The sequence below is a fragment of the Streptomyces lacrimifluminis genome, from assembly GCF_014646095.1.
Classification (GTDB): Bacteria; Actinomycetota; Actinomycetes; order Streptomycetales; family Streptomycetaceae; genus Streptomyces; species Streptomyces lacrimifluminis.
The window spans coordinates 1-17,635 of the sequence record NZ_BMMU01000045.1 but is presented as its reverse complement, the minus strand read 5'-3'; the positions used below and the strand labels follow the sequence as shown (position 1 = coordinate 17,635).

Genomic DNA, 17,635 nt, shown 5'->3' with positions numbered 1-17,635 from the left:
TCACTCACGCTGATGTCGGTGTCGGTGTCGGTGGGGAGGCCGGCCGACGTCCGGCTCGGCGTCGAGCAGGTCAGCGTTCGGATACAGGATGCGCCTTCCATCAACCCGATCGCGGTGGGCCGTCCGGCTGCGATTCGGCTGATCGGGATTCACCAGCTGATTCCGGCCGCCACCGGCAGGTGGTCACTGCCCGTGGTCGGCAGCGACCACGAACTCTCCGGCTTCACGCCGCGGACCAGGATCTGGTCGATCCGCACCACCGGAAACTCTGCCGGCCAAGTGAAGCCGAAGCCGTCGCCGGCGGCATCCTGGGTCGATCGCAACTGCGAGGTGATGTCGGCGAACGCGCGGTCGTCCATGGTGCCGTTCAGGTCGCCGAGCAGCACCACCCGCTCGTTCTGCTCGGCGGCGATGGCCTTGCCGAGCGCCTGCGCGCCTCTGTCCCGCGAGTCTGTCCAAAAGCCTGCCCGGGGATTCACCCGTGCCGACCCCAGGTGGGCCACATACACCGCCAGCGGCCCCTGGTCCGTGGCCACCGTGGTGCGCAGCGCCCTGGTGTAGGCCATCTTGACGGCGACAGGCTTGGTGTCCGCCAGCGGTCCGACATCCATCTGGATGTCGACCGGCTTGGTGTCCGCGAGCGGCAGCTTGCTCCACAACCCGACCGTGCCCTGCACCGTGTGGTACGGGTATGCCTTCGCCAGTTCCTTCTCGTACAGCGGCTTCGCCTGGGGGGTGATCTCCTCCAGGGCCAGCACGTCCACGTCTGCGGCGGCCAGTTCACGGGCGGTGCCGGCCGGGTCGGGGTTGTTGGCGCTGACATTGTGGCTGGCCACGGTGAGGTCGCTGCCCGGGTGGGACTTGTCCTTGAGCAGCCCGCCGAAAAGGTTCAACCACACCAGGACCGGCAGCGTCAGCGCAACCATCGCTGAGACGGAGCGGCGCCACAGCGCCCCGGCCAGCAGCACCGGGATGAACAGACCGAACCACGGCAGGACTGTCTCCACCAGGCTGCCGAGGTTCCCGATCCGGTTCGGGATCTTCGCGTGCAGCAACATGAACAAACCCAGCAGCAGAGCCATTGCCGCGAGCACGAGCCCGCGCTTCCAGGGCCCTGGGCGGAAGCCCATGAGGATCGCCCGGCGGATACGGGCACGCCGGGTACCTGGGCCGGTCTCCCTGGGGTCGCCGACGGCCTGCCCCGTCTCCGCCGTCTCCACCTGCGTCATCGTCTGCCCTCGCTCTCGCTGACGGTCACTGCCGCGGCCTCGGGTCCTGGGTGGGCTCGGCATACATACGTGGACACCCCCGATCGATCGCATGGGTGCGGAGTTCGTAGTGCCAGAGTTCGTTTCTGCAGATCGGGCCCAGCCCGTACATGGAGAACGCATCACGAACAAGCTGTTTCTCGCACTCCAGGGAATGCCGGCCACTGTCGACGTAGAACTCGGCCCCGTCCTCCGCGGCATTCGTTGCATGCCTGCAGAGGGCGCTGAGTAGCTCCCGATCGAAAGTGGTGACGGCCGGAATCTCGTCGTCGAAGGCAGTCACGGAAGACAGTCATGCTGCCAGTCAAGGCAGTTCGGTGTTGCCAGCGCGTATGTGGATTTCGATACGCCGACGATATGCGTCGGCTCGTAGCATCGACAGCATGCGTGTGTTGATCGTCGAGGACGAACCCTATCTGGCAGAAGCCATCCGCGATGGCCTGCGCCTGGAGGCGATCGCGGCCGACATCGCAGGTGACGGCGACACCGCTCTGGAACTGCTGAGCATCAACACCTACGACATCGCCGTCCTCGACCGAGACGTTCCTGGACCGTCCGGTGACGAGATCACCGAACGCATCGTCGCCTCGGGCAGCGGCATGCCGATCCTCATGCTCACCGCGGCCGATCGTCTCGACGACAAGGCATCCGGGTTCGAACTCGGCGCCGACGACTACCTCACGAAACCCTTCGAGCTCCGGGAACTCGCGCTCAGGCTCAGAGCGCTCGACCGCAGACGTGCCCACAGCAGGCCGCCCGTACGGGAGATCGCAGGTCTTCGGCTGGACCCGTTCCGCAGAGAGATCTACCGGGACGGTCGCTACGTGGCACTGACCAGGAAGCAGTTCGCCGTGCTCGAAGTCCTCGTCGCCGACGAAGGCGGTGTCGTGAGCGCCGAGGAACTCCTGGAACGCGCGTGGGACGAGAACGCCGACCCGTTCACCAACGCCGTGCGCATCACCGTCTCGGCACTGCGCAAGCGGCTCGGCGAACCCTGGATCATCGCCACCGTGCCAGGCGTCGGCTATCGCATCGACACGCATCCGGAGGCCGGATACGAGGGAGGCGAACGTGGATAGGGCAGCTGGCTTGAGCGTTCGCCTCAAACTCACCCTCAGCTACGCCGGATTTCTCATGCTGGCCGGCATCCTGCTGCTCGCGGCGGTGTGGGTATTCCTCTTGCGTTACGTCCCCGACCAGGCGCTCATCGTTCCCGGCTCCGCCGGCACCCTCACCGGTGGTGTTTTTCCCATCCGGTCCAACCTACTGCGGGTTTTCGCCCCGAGGGCAGCCGCAGTGCTGGCATTCCTGCTGGTGCTTGGCCTCGTGGGAGGGTGGGTCCTCGCGGGCCGAATGCTCGCCCCGCTGACCCGCATCACGGGTGCCGCACGCCTCGCCACGAACGGATCGCTCTCCCACCGAATCCAACTACCAGGCCGCAAGGACGAGTTCCGCGAACTCGCCGACGCCTTCGACGCGATGCTCGCACGGCTCGAAGCGCACGTAGCCGAGCAGCAGCGATTCGCAGCCAACGCCTCTCACGAGTTGCGCACCCCGCTGGCGATCTCGAAGGCGCTTCTCGACCTGGCCCGCACCGATCCGGAGTACGACGCCGACGAGGTCATCGATCGCCTCCACACCGTCAACAGCCGAGCGATCAACCTCACTGAAGCACTGCTCCTTCTGAGCCACGCCAACCAGAAGTCCTTCCCCCGAGAACCTGTCGACCTCTCGCTGTTCGTAGAGGAGGCCACCGAAACCCTCCTCCCCCTCGCGGAAAGGCAGGGCGTCACCATCGAAACCTCCGGCGACATCACCCCCACGATCGGATCGCAAGCGCTCCTGCTCCAGCTGACCACGAATCTCGTGCACAACGCGATCGTCCACAACCTGCCTGAACAGGGCACCGTGTGGGTCAACAGCAGCGTCCGCCCCAAGACTGTGGTGCTCACTGTCGAGAACACCGGCGAGAAGCTCACTCCAGAACGGGCCTCGACACTCACCGAACCATTCCAGCGCGGCACCGCACGCATACACGCCGACCACGCAGGTGTCGGCCTCGGCCTGGCAATCGTCAAAACCATTACCCAGGCACATGACGGAACACTCACCCTCACTCCACGCTCTGCCGGTGGGGTCCGCATCACTGTGGAACTACCCGCGGCAGCTCCACATGCCGACGACAGGTAAGGAATCAGGGAATTGATGTGCCGCCACGATGGTGGGCATGAGCACCGCTCGGTCGAACTCGGGTCAGCCCGGAGAGTCTCGGGCAGGAGCGCGTGGCCGTGCACCCGGCAGCGCGTCAGCGCCTCAGCCGGCCAGCCCAGTCCTCAGATGCCGAGGATGCACGGGTGCAGCAGCCTGCGGCCGGTCCTGCCGCGACAAAGGTGGTGAATACCGAACCGGCGTGCTGTCCTGTCGTAACGGCGACTCAAGCCGAGAAACGGCTCCACCACCGGTCGGGCCCGCGGTCCTCGCCACACTCGTGCAGCGAGGACCCACCCATCCGCTCGGTCCGAGCGGCTCTCGCGGGCAGTGAGACTACGAGGACGACGAGTACGGATTCGTGGGAGCATCTGCCCCTCCAAGCACATGTCCCCCAGGATCCGCTCCAGCCACGCGGGCAGCCCACCAACTCGCCGGTCCCAGCAGGTGCATCACTGACGGGACCAGCACAGTGCGCGCCACGAAGACCAAGCTGCTGTCACGCCGTATGCCGGACGCGATCCAGCGCGCGACGGGACTACGGCCGGAGCCAAGAATAGGCTGCATCTTGACGTGCGGGTCGGCACCGGACTCGTGGGTAAAGAGCGCCTCGCCGTACTTGAGGCGGAATGCGCACGCCTGATCCCCCTCGGCGCGGTACACGTGCGTACGTTGTACGACGGCAATGATTCCCGCATCCCGATGCAGGACATCGAGGGCAACGAGTTCCGTATCGGCTGAACAGCGTGACAGCGTGAACGCCGTCGCCTTTCAGGCGGCAGTCGCGAAGGATCTTCCGTTCGGTCTGGCCGCGTTCACTGCGGTGCGGATGAGCAGGCCAGTGCCCAGCAGTTGACCGTGCCTGGCCCGCAGGGGAGGCCACGACGTGAGGTCGCTGAAAGGGCTGAAGCGCGAGCGACGGTCCGAGGTGGCGCCGATGATGCGGTTACCGGCCGGCTTCGCCACTCCGAACAACGGGGCGAGCGGCCTCAGCGTCAAACCAGCACATCAAGCCAGTGACACCACGGTAACGGAGAGTTCGTTTCCGCAGCCGAAGCCGTAGTCCCCACGATCACAGCCCCACGATCACAGTCGGCGCCAGCGGGCCGAAGCGAAGGAGAAGACGCCGAAGAGGATCAGCCCGATCGCGACGGCGACCAGGAGCCACGGGCCCGCCGGTGTCTGCGCGAAGCTCCGGAGCGTCGCGTCCACGCCCTTGGCCTCGTCCGGGTTGAAGCGGACGGCTGCCACCAGGATGAAGACCCCGGCCGCGGCGAACACCACGCCACGCGCCACGCCTCCGCCCACGCCCAGAGCGGTGACAACCTGCTTCGTCCGACGGCTCATGGCCGCGGTGTCCAGCTGCCGCAGGAAGCGGCGCAGAGCCGCCCGTACGGCGAGTACCGCGCCAACGCCGATCAGGAGACAGCCCGCGGCCCCCACCAACACCTGGCCGTACGACAGTTCGAGCGCCGACGCCGTCCAGTCCTTCGACTGCTCGTTGCTGCTGGAGCCCTGGCCGCCGCCGGCGGCGTACACCGCCGTGGCCCAGCAGACGGAGGCGTAGAAGACCGCCCGGCCCCCGTCGAGGAGCCGCGAACCCATCTTCCGGCGGGGTCCCCTGGTGAGTACGGCACGAGATGCACGCCAGAGGGCCATCGACGCGAAGCCGACCACCAGGGCCCACAGCATCGCCTTCCCGAAGGGCTGCGTCGCGATCTCGTGCAGCGCACCCTGCCGGTCCGCCTGGCCGCCACCGCTCCCGACGGCGATCCGGATGGACAGCAGCCCGATGAGTACGTACACGATGCCACGCGCGACAAAGCCCGCCCGTCCGGCAGCGGTCAGCGTCTCGCGCTCCGTGGAACGGGCCGCGGACTTCGCGGCCTTGCCGCGCCCCTGGGTGTTGGACGACGTCACGATGTCCTCCCGATGCCGTGGGCGCTCGATACGCGCCCACAGCCCCCAAGTGCCCCGGGCCGGGAGCTTGATGCGCGCACCCGGCGAGCGACGGCCGGGCGGTGCGCGGGGTCGACGCTGCGGGCACGTTCGGCGGAGGGCAGTTGCGAGCGGTGTACGGGTGCCAAGATCCAGCCTCCTGGCCCATATTCTCCAGGGCATCTTTGCTGACCGCCAGAGCAAACTCCAGGAGGTGCCCGCCGGTCAGGGTTCGGCCTCGTCCGGCTCGGCGCCTGTGCCCGAGAAACGGGAAGGGCTCCAGCGGCGATGGGCGGGTTCGCCCTGGAGGACCGCCGGCACACGTGCACGGGGCACATGGGGAGCGGGTGGCGGAGGGCAGGCCCGCGACAGCGACAGTCCCCTTCACCCACAGGAACAGGTTCACCGCAGCACACGGAGTAGCCCTCCCGTTCACCGCACCCGCGAAGCTGGCGGTGAAGCCGTCAACGACATCCTCGGCTTCTACTCGAACTGCGCGATCGCCTGGGTCGTCACCGTCGCCACCGACATCGGTATCAACAAGTACCTGCTGAAGCTGTCCCCGCTCCAGCCCGAGTTCCGCCGGGGCATGCTCTACGCCGTCAACCCGGTTGGTGTCGTGGCCTTCGTCGCCGCGTCCGGGCTGTCCATCGCCATGTACTTCCATGCCCTCGGCGACACCTTCCAGCCGTACTCCCCCGTGGCCGCGGCCGTCATCGCCTTCGTCCTCACCCCGCTCATGGCCATCATCACCAAGGGGAAGTACTACCTGCGCCGCACCGACGACGGCATCAACGAGCCGCTTCTGGACGGAGACGGCAATCCCAGCGCGCTGACATACGACTGCCACGTCTGCCGCCAGGAGTTCGAGCGTCCCGACATGACCGCCTGCCTGACCCACGACGCCACCGTCTGCTCCCTCTGCCTGAGCACCGACAAGACCGCCGACCACGTCCTCTCACCGGCTCCCACCACCTGACCCCCGGCCACGCCCGAAGGAGCTGCTGGCGCCATACAGACGCGGGCCCGCCGGGATGGGTGCACGGTCGTTCATCGTGGCTCTCCTGGCGGGAGTGGTCACGCCGCCCGGCCGTGGCCCTGCGCGCCGGGACCGTCGCGGCGCAGCGACCGAAGTCGGCATCCAGGCCGTTGTGGAAGATCACCGCGTCGTGTGCAGTGCCTTCGTGAACAGCGCGTTGAACCTCGCGGTCAACTCCCGCTCGACGGATCGTTGTCGGTGACGACGCGGGCCTCACGTCAAGTGGGAGGTTGTACACACGGTGACATCCGATTCCACACCCGCCGCCAGACCCGCCTCACAGAGTCGGCCCCCCTTCTCGCGCAGGTCGAGATGGAAGCGCGTGGCCTTGCCGTCCTGCTGGAGTCCGTGGATGCGTTCGTCGATGTAGCCGAGGCCGTTCAAGGCCTTGCGGACCTTGGCGGGGGTGGGCTCCGAGACCGACTGCAATGCCTGAAGGATGCGCTGTTCGTGCTGGACACTCGCGCACCCATCGCGGTCGTTCAACTCCGCCTCGGGCTCCGTGGGGGCGCCGGGCTCAATCGGTTCAGACGGGAGAGGCTCGCCGGACGCGAGGCTCTGTTTCCCAGCTGAACCGGTCGGCTTCTTGTCAGTCGGTCCGGGCGCGGACACTGGCGCGTCGGGCGAAGAACAGGGCTGGGCAACCTCGTCGAGCATCGCTGCGAACGCCGTCTTCTCGGCAGCCGACGGTGTGGCACTCACCGTGGAGTCGGCGCCCATACCCCTCTCGTCTTGTGGCCCACTGCCACTCAGCTCGTCGTTTCCGCAGCCGGTAAGCGCCAGGGCAGCGAGAGCGCCACCCGCGAGGATGCGCCCGGCATGGGCGAACGCCCTGATGGAGGCAGAGATCGAAGTCATGCGCGTAGTCTCCGGCCGACACCCCTCGCTCCACATGAGTACACGTACTCATGTACATGGTCAGTAGTCGAGGCGGGCCATTTGAGCGGACTTCACTGACGTGTGTCACCACTCAGAGCCAGGCACCGGTGAAGCAGCTCTCAGCCGCCGCTCGGCCGGTCGGTGCCGACCGGGCGGAAGCACGCGGACACCGTCTTGCCGTGCCGCTGGCACGTCATCTGCAACTCATCAGCGAGCATCCGCACGATCCCCACTCCGCGACCGGATGTCTCGCCCGCCTGCGGGTTTCGTTGGCGCGGCAGTGTCGGGTCGTCGTCGTGGACGCTCACATGGAGGCAGTCGCCGTCCCAGGTCAGGATCAGATGCGCGTCGCTGTGCGCGTGGACATGTGCGTTGGTGAGCAGCTCGGACACTGCCAGTACGACAGCGTCCACCGTCTCGGGCTCGGCAGCTGTCCACGAAAGGGACTCCAACTGCCTTCGCGTCCACCGCCGGCCGGCGCGCACGCCTCCTGACGCGGGAAACGAGTGCGCCCAGCCCATCGCCTTGATCGGCACCGTCTTCCCCTTCCTGCCGTCCGAACCAGACTCGTACCCATCGTGTGCCCACCAGCCGCGCTCGCAGACGTCCCTACGCCCGGTTCCTTGCCGTACAGGGCCGACCGAAGGGGGCCGGTCGGATGCCCCGAGCAGCGGATAAGAAACAGATAAATCTCCGACGTGTACGCAGATCAGGTCGGGGCACACGGCGGGACGGAGGTTGATAACTATGGTTCCCCTGATACTGGTTCTGCTGCTCGCCCTGATCCTCTTCGGCGCCGGGTTCGCCCTCAAGGCCCTGTGGTGGATCGCCGTGATCGTCCTGGTGATCTGGCTGGTCGGATTCCTAGCCCGCTCCACCGGAGCAGGCGGCAAGCGAGGCCGCTGGTACCGCTGGTAGAACGCGTCCATAGACGCCCGACGAGGGGTGGGGGCGCACCGGAGTCCGGTGCGCCCCCACCCCTCTTGGGTCTCTCCGCCGCTGATCGACGTGCCGGCGCACGGTCGCGACTAGGCCACCCGGACGCCCACGATGCAGGTGTCGTCGTCCGTGTCGGACTTGCTGTAGGTGAGCAGACGGTCCAACTGCTGGTCGAGCGTGGGCGGTACCGTGCGCGCGGCCAGCAACAGCTGGGCCAGCGACTCCTCCACGGACCGGTCACGGCGTTCGATCAGGCCGTCCGTGTACATCAGCAGGGTGTCGTCGACAGCCAGTTGGACCTCGAGCTCCTCGTACTTCGCGTCGGGCAGGGCACCGAGCAGCAGGCCCGAGATCAAGGGCAGCGGCGTCGCTTCGTTGCCGCGCACCAGGACGGGCGGCAGATGGCCGGCCCTGGCCCAGCGCAGGGTGCGGCGGTCGGGGTCGTACAGGCCGCAGACGGCCGTGGCGGTGACGGCGCCGTTCAGATGGTGGGCCACCATGTTGAGCCAGGACAGGAGCTGGCCCGGTCCGGCGCCTGTCACGGCGAGACCGCGCAGCGCGTTGCGCAGGACGACCATGCTGGTGGCCGCCTCGATCCCGTGTCCGGCGACGTCTCCCACACACAGCAGCACCAGCCCGGACGGCAGCACCACCGCGTCGTACCAGTCGCCGCCGACCAGGTGCTGGGTCTCCGCGGGCCGGTATCGAACGGCCACGCGCAGTCCGGGGGCCTCCAACGGGGCCTGCGCCGGGGGCATGATCGCGTGCTGGAGCTGGAGGGTGAGGCGGTTGCGTTCGCTCGCCTGCTGCTCCGAGTGGGCGAGTTGGTCGCGGGTGGCGGCGAGTGCGACCTCCGTCCAGTGGTGGGAGGAGATGTCCTGGTAGGCACCCCGGACGACGGACAACCGGCCGTCGGAGTCGAGGACCGGCTCGGCCACCACGCGGATGTGCCGGGTCACACCGTCGGGCCGCTGCAGCCGGAAGGCCGCGGACGCGGGGCGACGGTGGTGCAGCAGGGTGCGCAGGAACCTGCCGATGGCGACGGCGTCATCGGGGTGGGCGTGGGCGGGCAGATCCTCCAGCGGGACCGGGCCGCTGACGGAGGGCTTGCCGTAGAGGCTGAAGAGCTGACCGTTCCAGGTGATCTCGCCGGTGAGAAGGTTCTCCTCGAAACCGCCGATGCGGCCGAGGCGCTGGGCGTGCTGCAGCAGGCTCGCCAGCCGTGCGGTCTCGTCCTCCATGCGCCAGACCAGAAGGACGCTGCCACCGTGCCGGCTGACGCTCATGTCGGCGACCGAGGCCAGCGGGACGTCGTCCACCAGGGCGGTGAGTCGCATGCGGCGGGCACGGAACGGCTCACCCGTGGCAAAGACTCGTTCGATCTGATCGAACAGCTCGCTGTCGCCTGCGGCCATCGGATACGTCTCCAGGAGCAGGGCTCCGTTGACGGCGCCTCGCGGTCGGCCGGCCGGGTCGAGGAAGCAGGTGTTGACGTGGTGGATGCGGAAGTCGACCAGCTGCCCGGTGGCGTCCAGATGCGGAACGAGCACCAGCGCCGGGTCATGGAGGCCGTCGGCCAGATCCATCAGTTCGGCGACGTCCGGCAGGATCCCGGGCCGCGCGTCGCCGTCGCGGTGGTGCGGGGCGTAGGTCTCCAGCGTGTGCGCGCACAGCTCGGCCAGGGCCTCGACCTGGCGGACGATCTGCGGGGGCTGGGCTTCCAGCGGCGTGGGCCAGACGATCTCCAGCACTCCGTGGATCCGGCCGCCCGTGCCCGCGGGTACGGCGACCCGGCCGCCGTCGGGGTGGTGGTACCCGCCGATGGAGGGCAGGCCGGTCTCCGACAGAGAGCCGATCCACTGGCCCGTTCGCTCGCCGAGCCCTCGCCGGGCCACCGTCACCACACCCGGCGGCACATACCGCCAGCGTGCTGCCTCCGTCTCCGCGAATCCGGCGCTGCCCGCCAGGGTGAGGGAGCCGTCGGTGCCCAGCGCCCATATGGCCACGGCTTCCGCGCCGAGCGGCGTCAGAGCGTGTTCCAGCAGGGAGTCGGCCACGGCCTGGGCGTCGTGGGCGGCCAGCGCGCCGCTCTCGGCGGTCCGCAGCCGTACGGCGAAGGAGCCGGTTCCCGGTGGGTCGGCGGTGTCGCTGTGATCCTGCGTGGTCGCGAGGAAGGCGGTCGTCACGTCGGAGAGCCGGTCGCGTGCGGCCTGATTGATGACCTCTACGGCGAATTCAAGAGGTGTCACGCCCGCTTGCTCGGTCAGCTCGGCGAGTTGCCGTGCCGCCTGGGACGGCCCGCACCCGAGGCGCTCGACGAGGATGCCCTTCGCCAGCTCGATCAGGGCACGTCCGTCCGCTTCCGCCTGCGCCATCTGCACCTCGCGGCGCAGGCGCTCCACGGTCGCCGCGAGTCTGCCGACGGGAGAGGGCTGGCCTTCCCTGTCTCCTTCTTTCGTGCCGGCAACGGCCCGACCGTCGCCGTGTGCGACGGTCGTCAGGTCCGACGGGTTGTCGGACAACAGGCCGATGTCCGCCGTCGGATTCCCGGCGGGCGACTCACCCGTCGAGGCCCCGGCGTCCTGCGGCTCGGCCGGTGGATGGGGATTGCTCACGGTTGACCTGTTCCTCGGCTCGGGCGTCCAGGGACACCACGCGGTCGGCTGGTACGCACGGTGGCGTTTCTCCCCGTCATACGGACAGCCAGCGTCGGACGCGGCCGATGAGGTCGTTGGTGTCGACCGGCTTGGTGACGTAGTCGTTCGCGCCCGACGCGAGGCTCTTCTCCTGGTCGCCGGGCATGGCCTTCGCGGTGACGGCGATGATGGGCAGATCGGCGTACTGCGGCATCGAGCGAATCTCCGCGGTGGCGCTGTAGCCGTCCATCTCCGGCATCATCACGTCCATCAGGACCACCGAGATGTCCGGATGGGCGAGCAGCATCTCGATGCCCTTGCGGCCGTTGTCGGCGTGCAGGACGTGGAAGCCGTGGAGCTCCAGCATCCCGCTCAGCGCGAAGAGATTGCGCGCGTCGTCGTCGACCACGAGCACCGTACGGCCGAGGAAGGCGCCGTCGACGACCTGCGCGGCCGGGCGCTGGGACTCCTCGACACGGACCAGTGACAACACGTCCCCCGGCTCCTCGGCGGACAGGTGCAGGGTGATCCGTTCGCGCAGTTCGTCCAGGCTGGAGAGGAAGTCCAGCGGACGCCCGTCCGCACGGGAGCGCAACGTCTGCTCGTGCGCCAGGTCCACACGATGACCGGTGTGGACCAGTACGGGCACGCTGGCCAGCGCCGAGTCACCCTCCATGGCCGCCAGCAGACGCGCGCCCTCGTCGTCGGGCATACCGAGTTCCAGGACGACGCAGTGGCAGGGCTCGGCGGCCAGCGTGCTCGCCGCCTCCTGTGCCCCGATCGCCGTGATGATGTCGATCGTCCCGAGCTGGTCGTGGTCGGGCTCAAGGTCCGCGACCGCGCGTTCGGCGACGAGCGTCAGCAGTCCGCGCGGGCGGTCCTCGACGACGAGCAGGCGGCGTCGGCGCTGCTCGGATGGAGCGGGGGAAGCGGTGTCCGGCTTGGAGGTCGGCAGGAGTTCCCCGCCGGTCGTTTGGGCGTGCTCGATCGGCAGGCCTCCCCCGTCGAGCACTTCCTCGAAGTCGGCGCGTGCCACGGGGAGGTAGAGGGTGAAGGTGCTGCCCTGGCCGGGCGTGCTGTCCACCGTGACGGCGCCGCCCAGCAGATGAGCGATCTCCCGGGTGATCGACAGACCGAGACCGGTGCCGCCGTACTTACGGCTGGTCGTGCCGTCCGCCTGCTGGAAGGCTCCGAAGATCGTCTCCAGCTGCTGCTGGGGGATGCCGATACCGGTGTCCTTCACCCTGAAGGCGACGACCGGACCGCCGCGGAGAACGCCCGGGGGCACCTCCCGGTCCCCGGCGGGTTCGATACGCAGTGCCACGCCGCCCCGTTCGGTGAACTTCACCGCGTTCGACAGGAGGTTGCGCAGGATCTGGCGCAGCCGGGAATCGTCGGTGAGCAGGTCGGCGGGCGTGCCCGGGGCGGTGGCCACCGTGAAGTCCAGACTCTTCTGCGTCGTCATCGGCCGGAACGTCGCCTCGACGTACTCCAGCAGCTTGCGCAGCGGGACACGCTCGGGAGTGACGTCCATCTTGCCCGCCTCGACCTTGGACAGGTCGAGGATGTCGTTGATCAGTTGCAGCAGGTCCGAACCCGCCGAGTGGATGATGCCCGCGTACTCGACCTGCTTGGGCGTGAGGTTGCGGGAGGGGTTCTGGGCCAGCAACTGGGCCAGGATCAGCAGGCTGTTGAGCGGGGTGCGCAGTTCGTGGCTCATGTTCGCCAGGAACTCCGACTTGTACTTCGACGCCAGGGCCAGCTGCTGTGCGCGCGTCTCCAGCTCCTGCCGCGCCTGCTCGATCTCCAGGTTCTTGGCCTCGATGTCGCTGTTCTGCGAGGCGAGCAGGGAGGCCTTCTCCTCCAGTTCGGCGTTGGAGCGCTGGAGTTCGTCCTGCTGCACCTGCAACTCCTCCGACCGCGCCTGGAGTTGGGCGGTGAGCCGCTGGGACTCCCCCAGCAGTTCGTCGGTGCGCGCGTTGGCCACGATGGTGTTGAGGTTGACGCCGATGGTCGGCATCAGCTGGGCGAGGAAGTCCTGGTGGATCTGGGTGAAGGCGCTGACGGAGCCCAGCTCGATGACACCGAGGACCTGGTCCTCGACCACGATGGGCAGCACCACCAGGGCGCTGGGCACGGCCTGACCGAGACCGGAGGAAATGGTCACGTAGCCCGGTGGCAGCTCCTCCACGCTGATGGGACGGCGGTTGCGCGCGGCCTGCCCCACCAGCGAGCGCCCGACGGGGATGCGCTCGGGCCGGTCGGTGTCGTCGGGATAACCGTACGAGCCCACCAGCCGCAGTTCGGGACCGCGCTCGGAGTCCTCGGCGAGGTAGAAGGCGCCGTACTGCGCGGAGGCCAGCGGCGCGAGCTCGTCCATGATGAGTTCAGCGACGACGGGCAGGTCTCGGTGGCCCTGCATCAGGCCGGAGATCCGGGCGAGGTTGGTTTTCAGCCAGTCCTGCTCCTGGTTGGCGCGCGTGGTCTCCCGCAGGGACTCCACCATGGAGTTGATGTTGTCCTTGAGGTCGGCGACCTCGCCCGACGCCTCCACGGTGATCGAGCGGGTCAGGTCGCCCTCGGCGACGGCGCTGGTCACCTCGGCGATGGCGCGGACCTGGCGGGTGAGGTTCCCGGCGAGTTCGTTGACGTTCTCCGTCAGCCGCTTCCAGGTGCCCTCGACGCCCTCCACCTCCGCCTGGCCGCCGAGCCGGCCCTCGCTGCCGACCTCGCGGGCGACACGGGTGACCTCGGCCGCGAACGACGACAGCTGGTCGACCATCGTGTTGATGGTGGTCTTCAGCTCCAGGATCTCGCCGCGGGCGTCGACGTCGATCTTCTTCGACAGGTCGCCGTTGGCCACCGCCGTCGTCACCAGGGCGATGTTGCGGACCTGGCCGGTGAGGTTGTTGGCCATCGAGTTGACGTTGTCGGTCAGGTCCTTCCACGTGCCGGCGACGTTCGGCACGTGGGCCTGGCCCCCGAGGCGTCCCTCGGTTCCGACCTCGCGGGCGACGCGGGTGACCTCGGCCGCGAACGCGGAAAGCGTGTCGACCATCGTGTTGATGACGTCCGCCAGGGCCGCGACCTCGCCCTTGGCCTCGACCGTGATCTTCTGGGACAGGTCGCCGCGCGCGACGGCCGTGGCGACCTGGGCGATCGAGCGGACCTGGCCGGTCAGGTTCGACGCCATAACGTTCACGTTGTCCGTCAGGTCCTTCCAGGTCCCCGACGCCCCCCGGACGATTGCCTGTCCACCCAGATTGCCCTCCGTGCCGACCTCGCGGGCGACGCGGGTGACCTCGTCGGCAAAACCGGACAACTGGTCAACCATCGTATTGATGGTGTTCTTCAACTCCAGAATCTCACCACGGGCATCCACGGTGATCTTCTGCGAGAGATCACCCTGAGCCACCGCCGTGGCCACCTGAGCGACGTTACGGACCTGCGCGGTGAGGTTGCCCCCCATGAAGTTCACGGAGTCCGTGAGGTCGCGCCAAGTGCCCTTCACGCCCTTGACGTCCGCCTGGCCGCCGAGCCGTCCCTCGGTGCCGACCTCGCGGGCCACGCGGGTGACCTCGTCGGCAAAACCGGACAACTGGTCAACCATCGTATTGATGGTGTTCTTCAACTCCAGAATCTCACCACGGGCATCCACGGTGATCTTCTGCGAGAGATCACCCTGAGCCACCGCCGTGGTCACCTGGGCGACATTGCGGACCTGGGAAGTGAGGTTGCCCGCCATGAAGTTGACCGAATCGGTAAGGTCGCGCCAGACGCCACCGACTCCGGGCACCTGGGCCTGGCCGCCGAGCCGGCCTTCGCTGCCGACCTCGCGGGCCACGCGGGTGACCTCGTCGGCGAAGGCGGAGAGCTGGTCGACCATCGTGTTGACGGTCTCCTTCAGCTGCAGGATCTCGCCCCGCGCGGGGACGTCGATCTTCTGCGACAGGTCACCCTTGGCTACCGCGGTCGCCACCTGCGCGATGTCGCGCACCTGAGTGGTCAGATTGCCCGCCATGGCGTTGACCGAGTCGGTCAGGTCGGCCCAGGTGCCCGAGACCCCCGGCACCTCGGCCTGGCCACCGAGCGTGCCCTCGGTACCCACCTCGCGCGCCACCCGCGTCACTTCGGAGGTGAACACGGACAGCTGGTCCACCATGCCGTTGAAAACCGTGGCGATGTCGCCGAGCAGGCCCTCGCCGTCGGACGGCAGCCGGGTGCCGAAGTCACCGTCCCGTACCGCGGTCAGTCCGGCCAGGAGCTGCCGTAGCTCCTGCTCGCCCGGGGCCCGGTCGACAGCCTCGATCGTCTTGCTGCTCATGCGCACCCTCGTTCCGCTCCCCAAGAGCCCTCACCCCGAGGACTCGGAACCCGCGCCGGGCCCGTGAAAGGCCCTCTCACCGACCGCGTTTCCGCAGTTCAATGAACGGCCGAATGAGAAAATCCGGTGAAGATTAACTCAGCTGCCGCCCGACAACCAAAGCCTGGCGCGAAGATCTCGGCCGCCCCGAAAACACCCGCACCCGATGGAATACATGGACGACTGCGGGGCACTCGAAACGATTTCCCTCCACCCCTCCGCACGGCCCAGAGGGCGCCCTCGGCACCTTCTCCTGGCCGCCGCCGGCAGCCTGCGGGTACGGGTGAGCTGACGCCCTCCGGCATCGTTTCGACCGCCCGCACGACGGGGCGCCGGTGGCACTGGCCGTAGCGTCGGCCATGATCGCGTTCCCCACAGGGGCCGCCATGGATGCGCCGTGCCGGACCTGGCTGAGCTCCGGGGCACCGAACCAACCGGACTGCGCGTCGAAACGGTCACAGCAGATACTCACGCTGCTGGAGCCCGACGGATCCGCGTCTCCCCGCACCTGACCACGACGTAGACCCCGGGTCAGGGGATGGACCGAGGCCAACCACGTCGAGTGCGCCTGCATACCCACCACTGCTTCATCTCGGGACAGACCCGCCGCCGACGGACGCCTCCGCGAGATCTCAGGCGGGGCGAACGTTGCCTGCGGCGACACCGGGCCCGCCGGACGCTGCCACTACCGACGACGACTCACCAGTGGCTCCAAATCGCCGTTTGTGGACGAACCAGGCAGTTGTCGACGCTCGACCGGTGAAGGCCGCGCCGTCCATGATCAGGCGGATACGCGCTTCACGAAGGCGAGGGCGGTGTCGGCGACGCGACGGCCACCTGGAAGCACGGTTCCCGGGGGCCGGGGACGGGGCGCGCAGAGCGCAGGGGGAACGCCGGCAGGGGAAGCCCGCCGCGGAAGGGCGCCGGACCAATCGTTACGGAGGCTGCCGAGAGCCCCGGCCCGCGATCATCCGGGCACGGGATCCCCTGCGAAGAGCAAGGCATGGCAGGAGAGGACGGCAGGAGAACCTGGACGCGGTACGAACCCGTCCTGGAACCGTTTCCCGCATGGTCGGCCGACATCCGGCGTCCCCTCGATACGCCCTTGTCCGAGGTCGGGAACACCTGGAACGCCACATGGACGGAGTCGCCGCGAGGTAGGTCGCGGTCAGGCTGCCACGGCGCCGCGAAGGTGGACGCCTGCGTGCGTTCCGAGCGCCGACGGACCGGGGAGAGGGCGCAGCGGCAGTGGACGGCACCCGGCGGTTACGACGTCCACAGCCGGAGCGAAGGCGTGGAAAGCCGCCCCTGCGGTCCAAGTCGCCGCCCTCTCAGGCGTTGGCCCGACGCTGCCAGCCAGTCCTCCGCGGAGCGGCGTGGTGCTGAGGACCACCGGCTCGGGCAGCCTGCTGACGCCACAGCCACAGGGACGTCACGGACAGCAGGCCGATGAAGAGCACCAGGAAGATCACCGACACCCACATCTGCCGGCTTCCGGGGTCGTCCCATCCCACCAGTACGGCCGAAACGGCCCACAAGACGGCGCCCCCGGCGTAGAAAAGTCGGATTCGGCGCAGTTGGCGCACAGCTCGTACGGCTCGTACGGATTCAGCGTGATCAGTTTCCGGTGCCATGCCGACGCAGGTACCCCGATACGCGCCCTCTACCAGCTCCCGGCAAATCTTTGCGAGGCGGTGCCAGGCGGTCTGGTCCGACGAGCCGTTGCACCGCAAGACTGCTCAGCTCAGCGCCGGGCGGTGTCGCTGCTGGGCGTGTCGGACAGGGCGATGCGGGCCGTGATGCGTTTGCCGACCGGTTCCTGCTCGGTGACGAGCGACTCGGTGACGGCCTTGACGATCTCCAGCCCGTGCTGGCCGACCCTGTCGGGATCGGAGGCCCGGGCCGCGGGCTCGGTGGGGTCGCTGTCCCACACGACGACGTCCACGGCGTGGGCGTCGATGCGCAGCTCCATCAGAACAGGACCGGGAGCGTACTTGAGGGCGTTGGTGACCAGCTCGCTGACCACCAGCTGGGTGAGGTCCCGCGCGCGCCCGGACACCGACAGGTTGTGGTCAGTGCCGGCCTGGCGGAGGAAGGCGATGGCATGGTGGCGGGCGTCGGCGATGCAGCCGTCCTCTCCGTCCAGGGCGTAGCCTGCGCACATCAGGTGCTCATTTGTCGGCTCGGTACAACCGTCACCGTCGGCATCGGATCCCACGTGTCGCCCTCACTCCCCCCTTCACGCACGCCAGTACCCGCGACGGCATCATGCATGCCGCAGGGGCTTTCGTTCGGCATTGCCAACTAAGGGCTGTCCCGTAACGATCTTGGAGTTGGGAGGGGCAAGGTCGGCTGCTCCGGCTGG

General features: G+C 68.3%; 12 protein-coding genes and 2 pseudogenes. 5 read left to right on the top strand and 9 right to left on the bottom strand.

Features of this window, described 5'->3' with window-relative positions; genetic code table 11:
• Nucleotides 1-149 precede the first annotated feature (149 nt).
• Complete coding sequence (locus IEY89_RS36780) at nt 150-1,130, bottom strand: endonuclease/exonuclease/phosphatase family protein (RefSeq protein ID WP_229695634.1); 981 nt, start codon at nt 1,128-1,130, stop codon at nt 150-152.
• 124 nt (nt 1,131-1,254) lie between these two features.
• A complete protein-coding gene (locus tag IEY89_RS36775; RefSeq protein WP_189151898.1) occupies nt 1,255-1,551 on the bottom strand; it encodes a M15 family metallopeptidase domain-containing protein in 297 nt (98 codons plus the stop codon).
• A gap of 100 nt (nt 1,552-1,651) precedes the next feature.
• Between IEY89_RS36775 and IEY89_RS36770 the strand changes: the two genes are divergently transcribed.
• The 3 genes and pseudogenes from IEY89_RS36770 to IEY89_RS36760 form a co-directional block, all read left to right on the top strand.
• Nucleotides 1,652-2,347, top strand: coding sequence for a response regulator transcription factor (locus IEY89_RS36770; protein ID WP_189151897.1), 696 nt, complete (start codon nt 1,652-1,654; stop codon nt 2,345-2,347).
• A gap of 10 nt (nt 2,348-2,357) precedes the next feature.
• Nucleotides 2,358-3,458, top strand: a complete 1,101-nt coding sequence (locus IEY89_RS36765; protein ID WP_308437481.1) for a sensor histidine kinase — start codon at nt 2,358-2,360, stop codon at nt 3,456-3,458.
• Between the two features lie 567 nt (nt 3,459-4,025).
• Nucleotides 4,026-4,217, top strand: a pseudogene (locus IEY89_RS36760) (VOC family protein); the annotation flags it as partial.
• Nucleotides 4,218-4,562: 345 nt separating this feature from the next.
• On the opposite strand, the gene IEY89_RS36755 reads toward IEY89_RS36760, so the two are convergent.
• On the bottom strand, nt 4,563-5,396 hold the full coding sequence (locus IEY89_RS36755; protein WP_189151895.1) for a DUF1206 domain-containing protein: 834 nt from the start codon (nt 5,394-5,396) through the stop codon (nt 4,563-4,565).
• Nucleotides 5,397-5,877: 481 nt separating this feature from the next.
• Between IEY89_RS36755 and IEY89_RS36750 the strand changes: the two are divergent.
• Nucleotides 5,878-6,393: pseudogene (locus IEY89_RS36750) on the top strand (allantoin permease); the annotation flags it as partial.
• A gap of 273 nt (nt 6,394-6,666) precedes the next feature.
• On the opposite strand, the gene IEY89_RS41215 reads toward IEY89_RS36750, so the two are convergent.
• Together IEY89_RS41215 and IEY89_RS36740 are read right to left on the bottom strand one after the other, a co-directional pair.
• A complete protein-coding gene (locus IEY89_RS41215; protein WP_229695629.1) occupies nt 6,667-7,173 on the bottom strand; it encodes a hypothetical protein in 507 nt (168 codons plus the stop codon).
• A 278-nt stretch (nt 7,174-7,451) separates the two neighbouring features.
• Entirely contained in the window at nt 7,452-7,868 is a 417-nt protein-coding gene (locus tag IEY89_RS36740) for an ATP-binding protein (protein WP_189151894.1), read from the bottom strand.
• A 211-nt stretch (nt 7,869-8,079) separates the two neighbouring features.
• Here IEY89_RS36740 and IEY89_RS36735 point away from each other — a divergent pair, with 211 nt between their 5' ends.
• Nucleotides 8,080-8,250, top strand: coding sequence for a hypothetical protein (locus tag IEY89_RS36735; protein WP_044472719.1), 171 nt, complete (start codon nt 8,080-8,082; stop codon nt 8,248-8,250).
• Between the two features lie 110 nt (nt 8,251-8,360).
• Here the strand turns inward: IEY89_RS36735 and IEY89_RS36730 are convergent, their stop codons facing one another.
• From IEY89_RS36730 to IEY89_RS36715, 4 genes are all read right to left on the bottom strand, one after another.
• Nucleotides 8,361-10,886 carry a SpoIIE family protein phosphatase gene (locus tag IEY89_RS36730; RefSeq protein ID WP_189151893.1) on the bottom strand — a complete coding sequence of 842 codons (2,526 nt, stop codon included), beginning with the start codon at nt 10,884-10,886 and terminating at the stop codon, nt 8,361-8,363.
• 76 nt (nt 10,887-10,962) lie between these two features.
• Nucleotides 10,963-15,231 carry a HAMP domain-containing hybrid sensor histidine kinase/response regulator gene (locus tag IEY89_RS36725; protein ID WP_189151892.1) on the bottom strand — a complete coding sequence of 1,423 codons (4,269 nt, stop codon included), beginning with the start codon at nt 15,229-15,231 and terminating at the stop codon, nt 10,963-10,965.
• A 1,370-nt stretch (nt 15,232-16,601) separates the two neighbouring features.
• A complete protein-coding gene (locus IEY89_RS36720; RefSeq protein WP_229695628.1) occupies nt 16,602-16,808 on the bottom strand; it encodes a hypothetical protein in 207 nt (68 codons plus the stop codon).
• A gap of 206 nt (nt 16,809-17,014) precedes the next feature.
• A complete protein-coding gene (locus IEY89_RS36715; protein WP_189151890.1) occupies nt 17,015-17,434 on the bottom strand; it encodes an ATP-binding protein in 420 nt (139 codons plus the stop codon).
• Nucleotides 17,435-17,635: the final 201 nt, after the last annotated feature.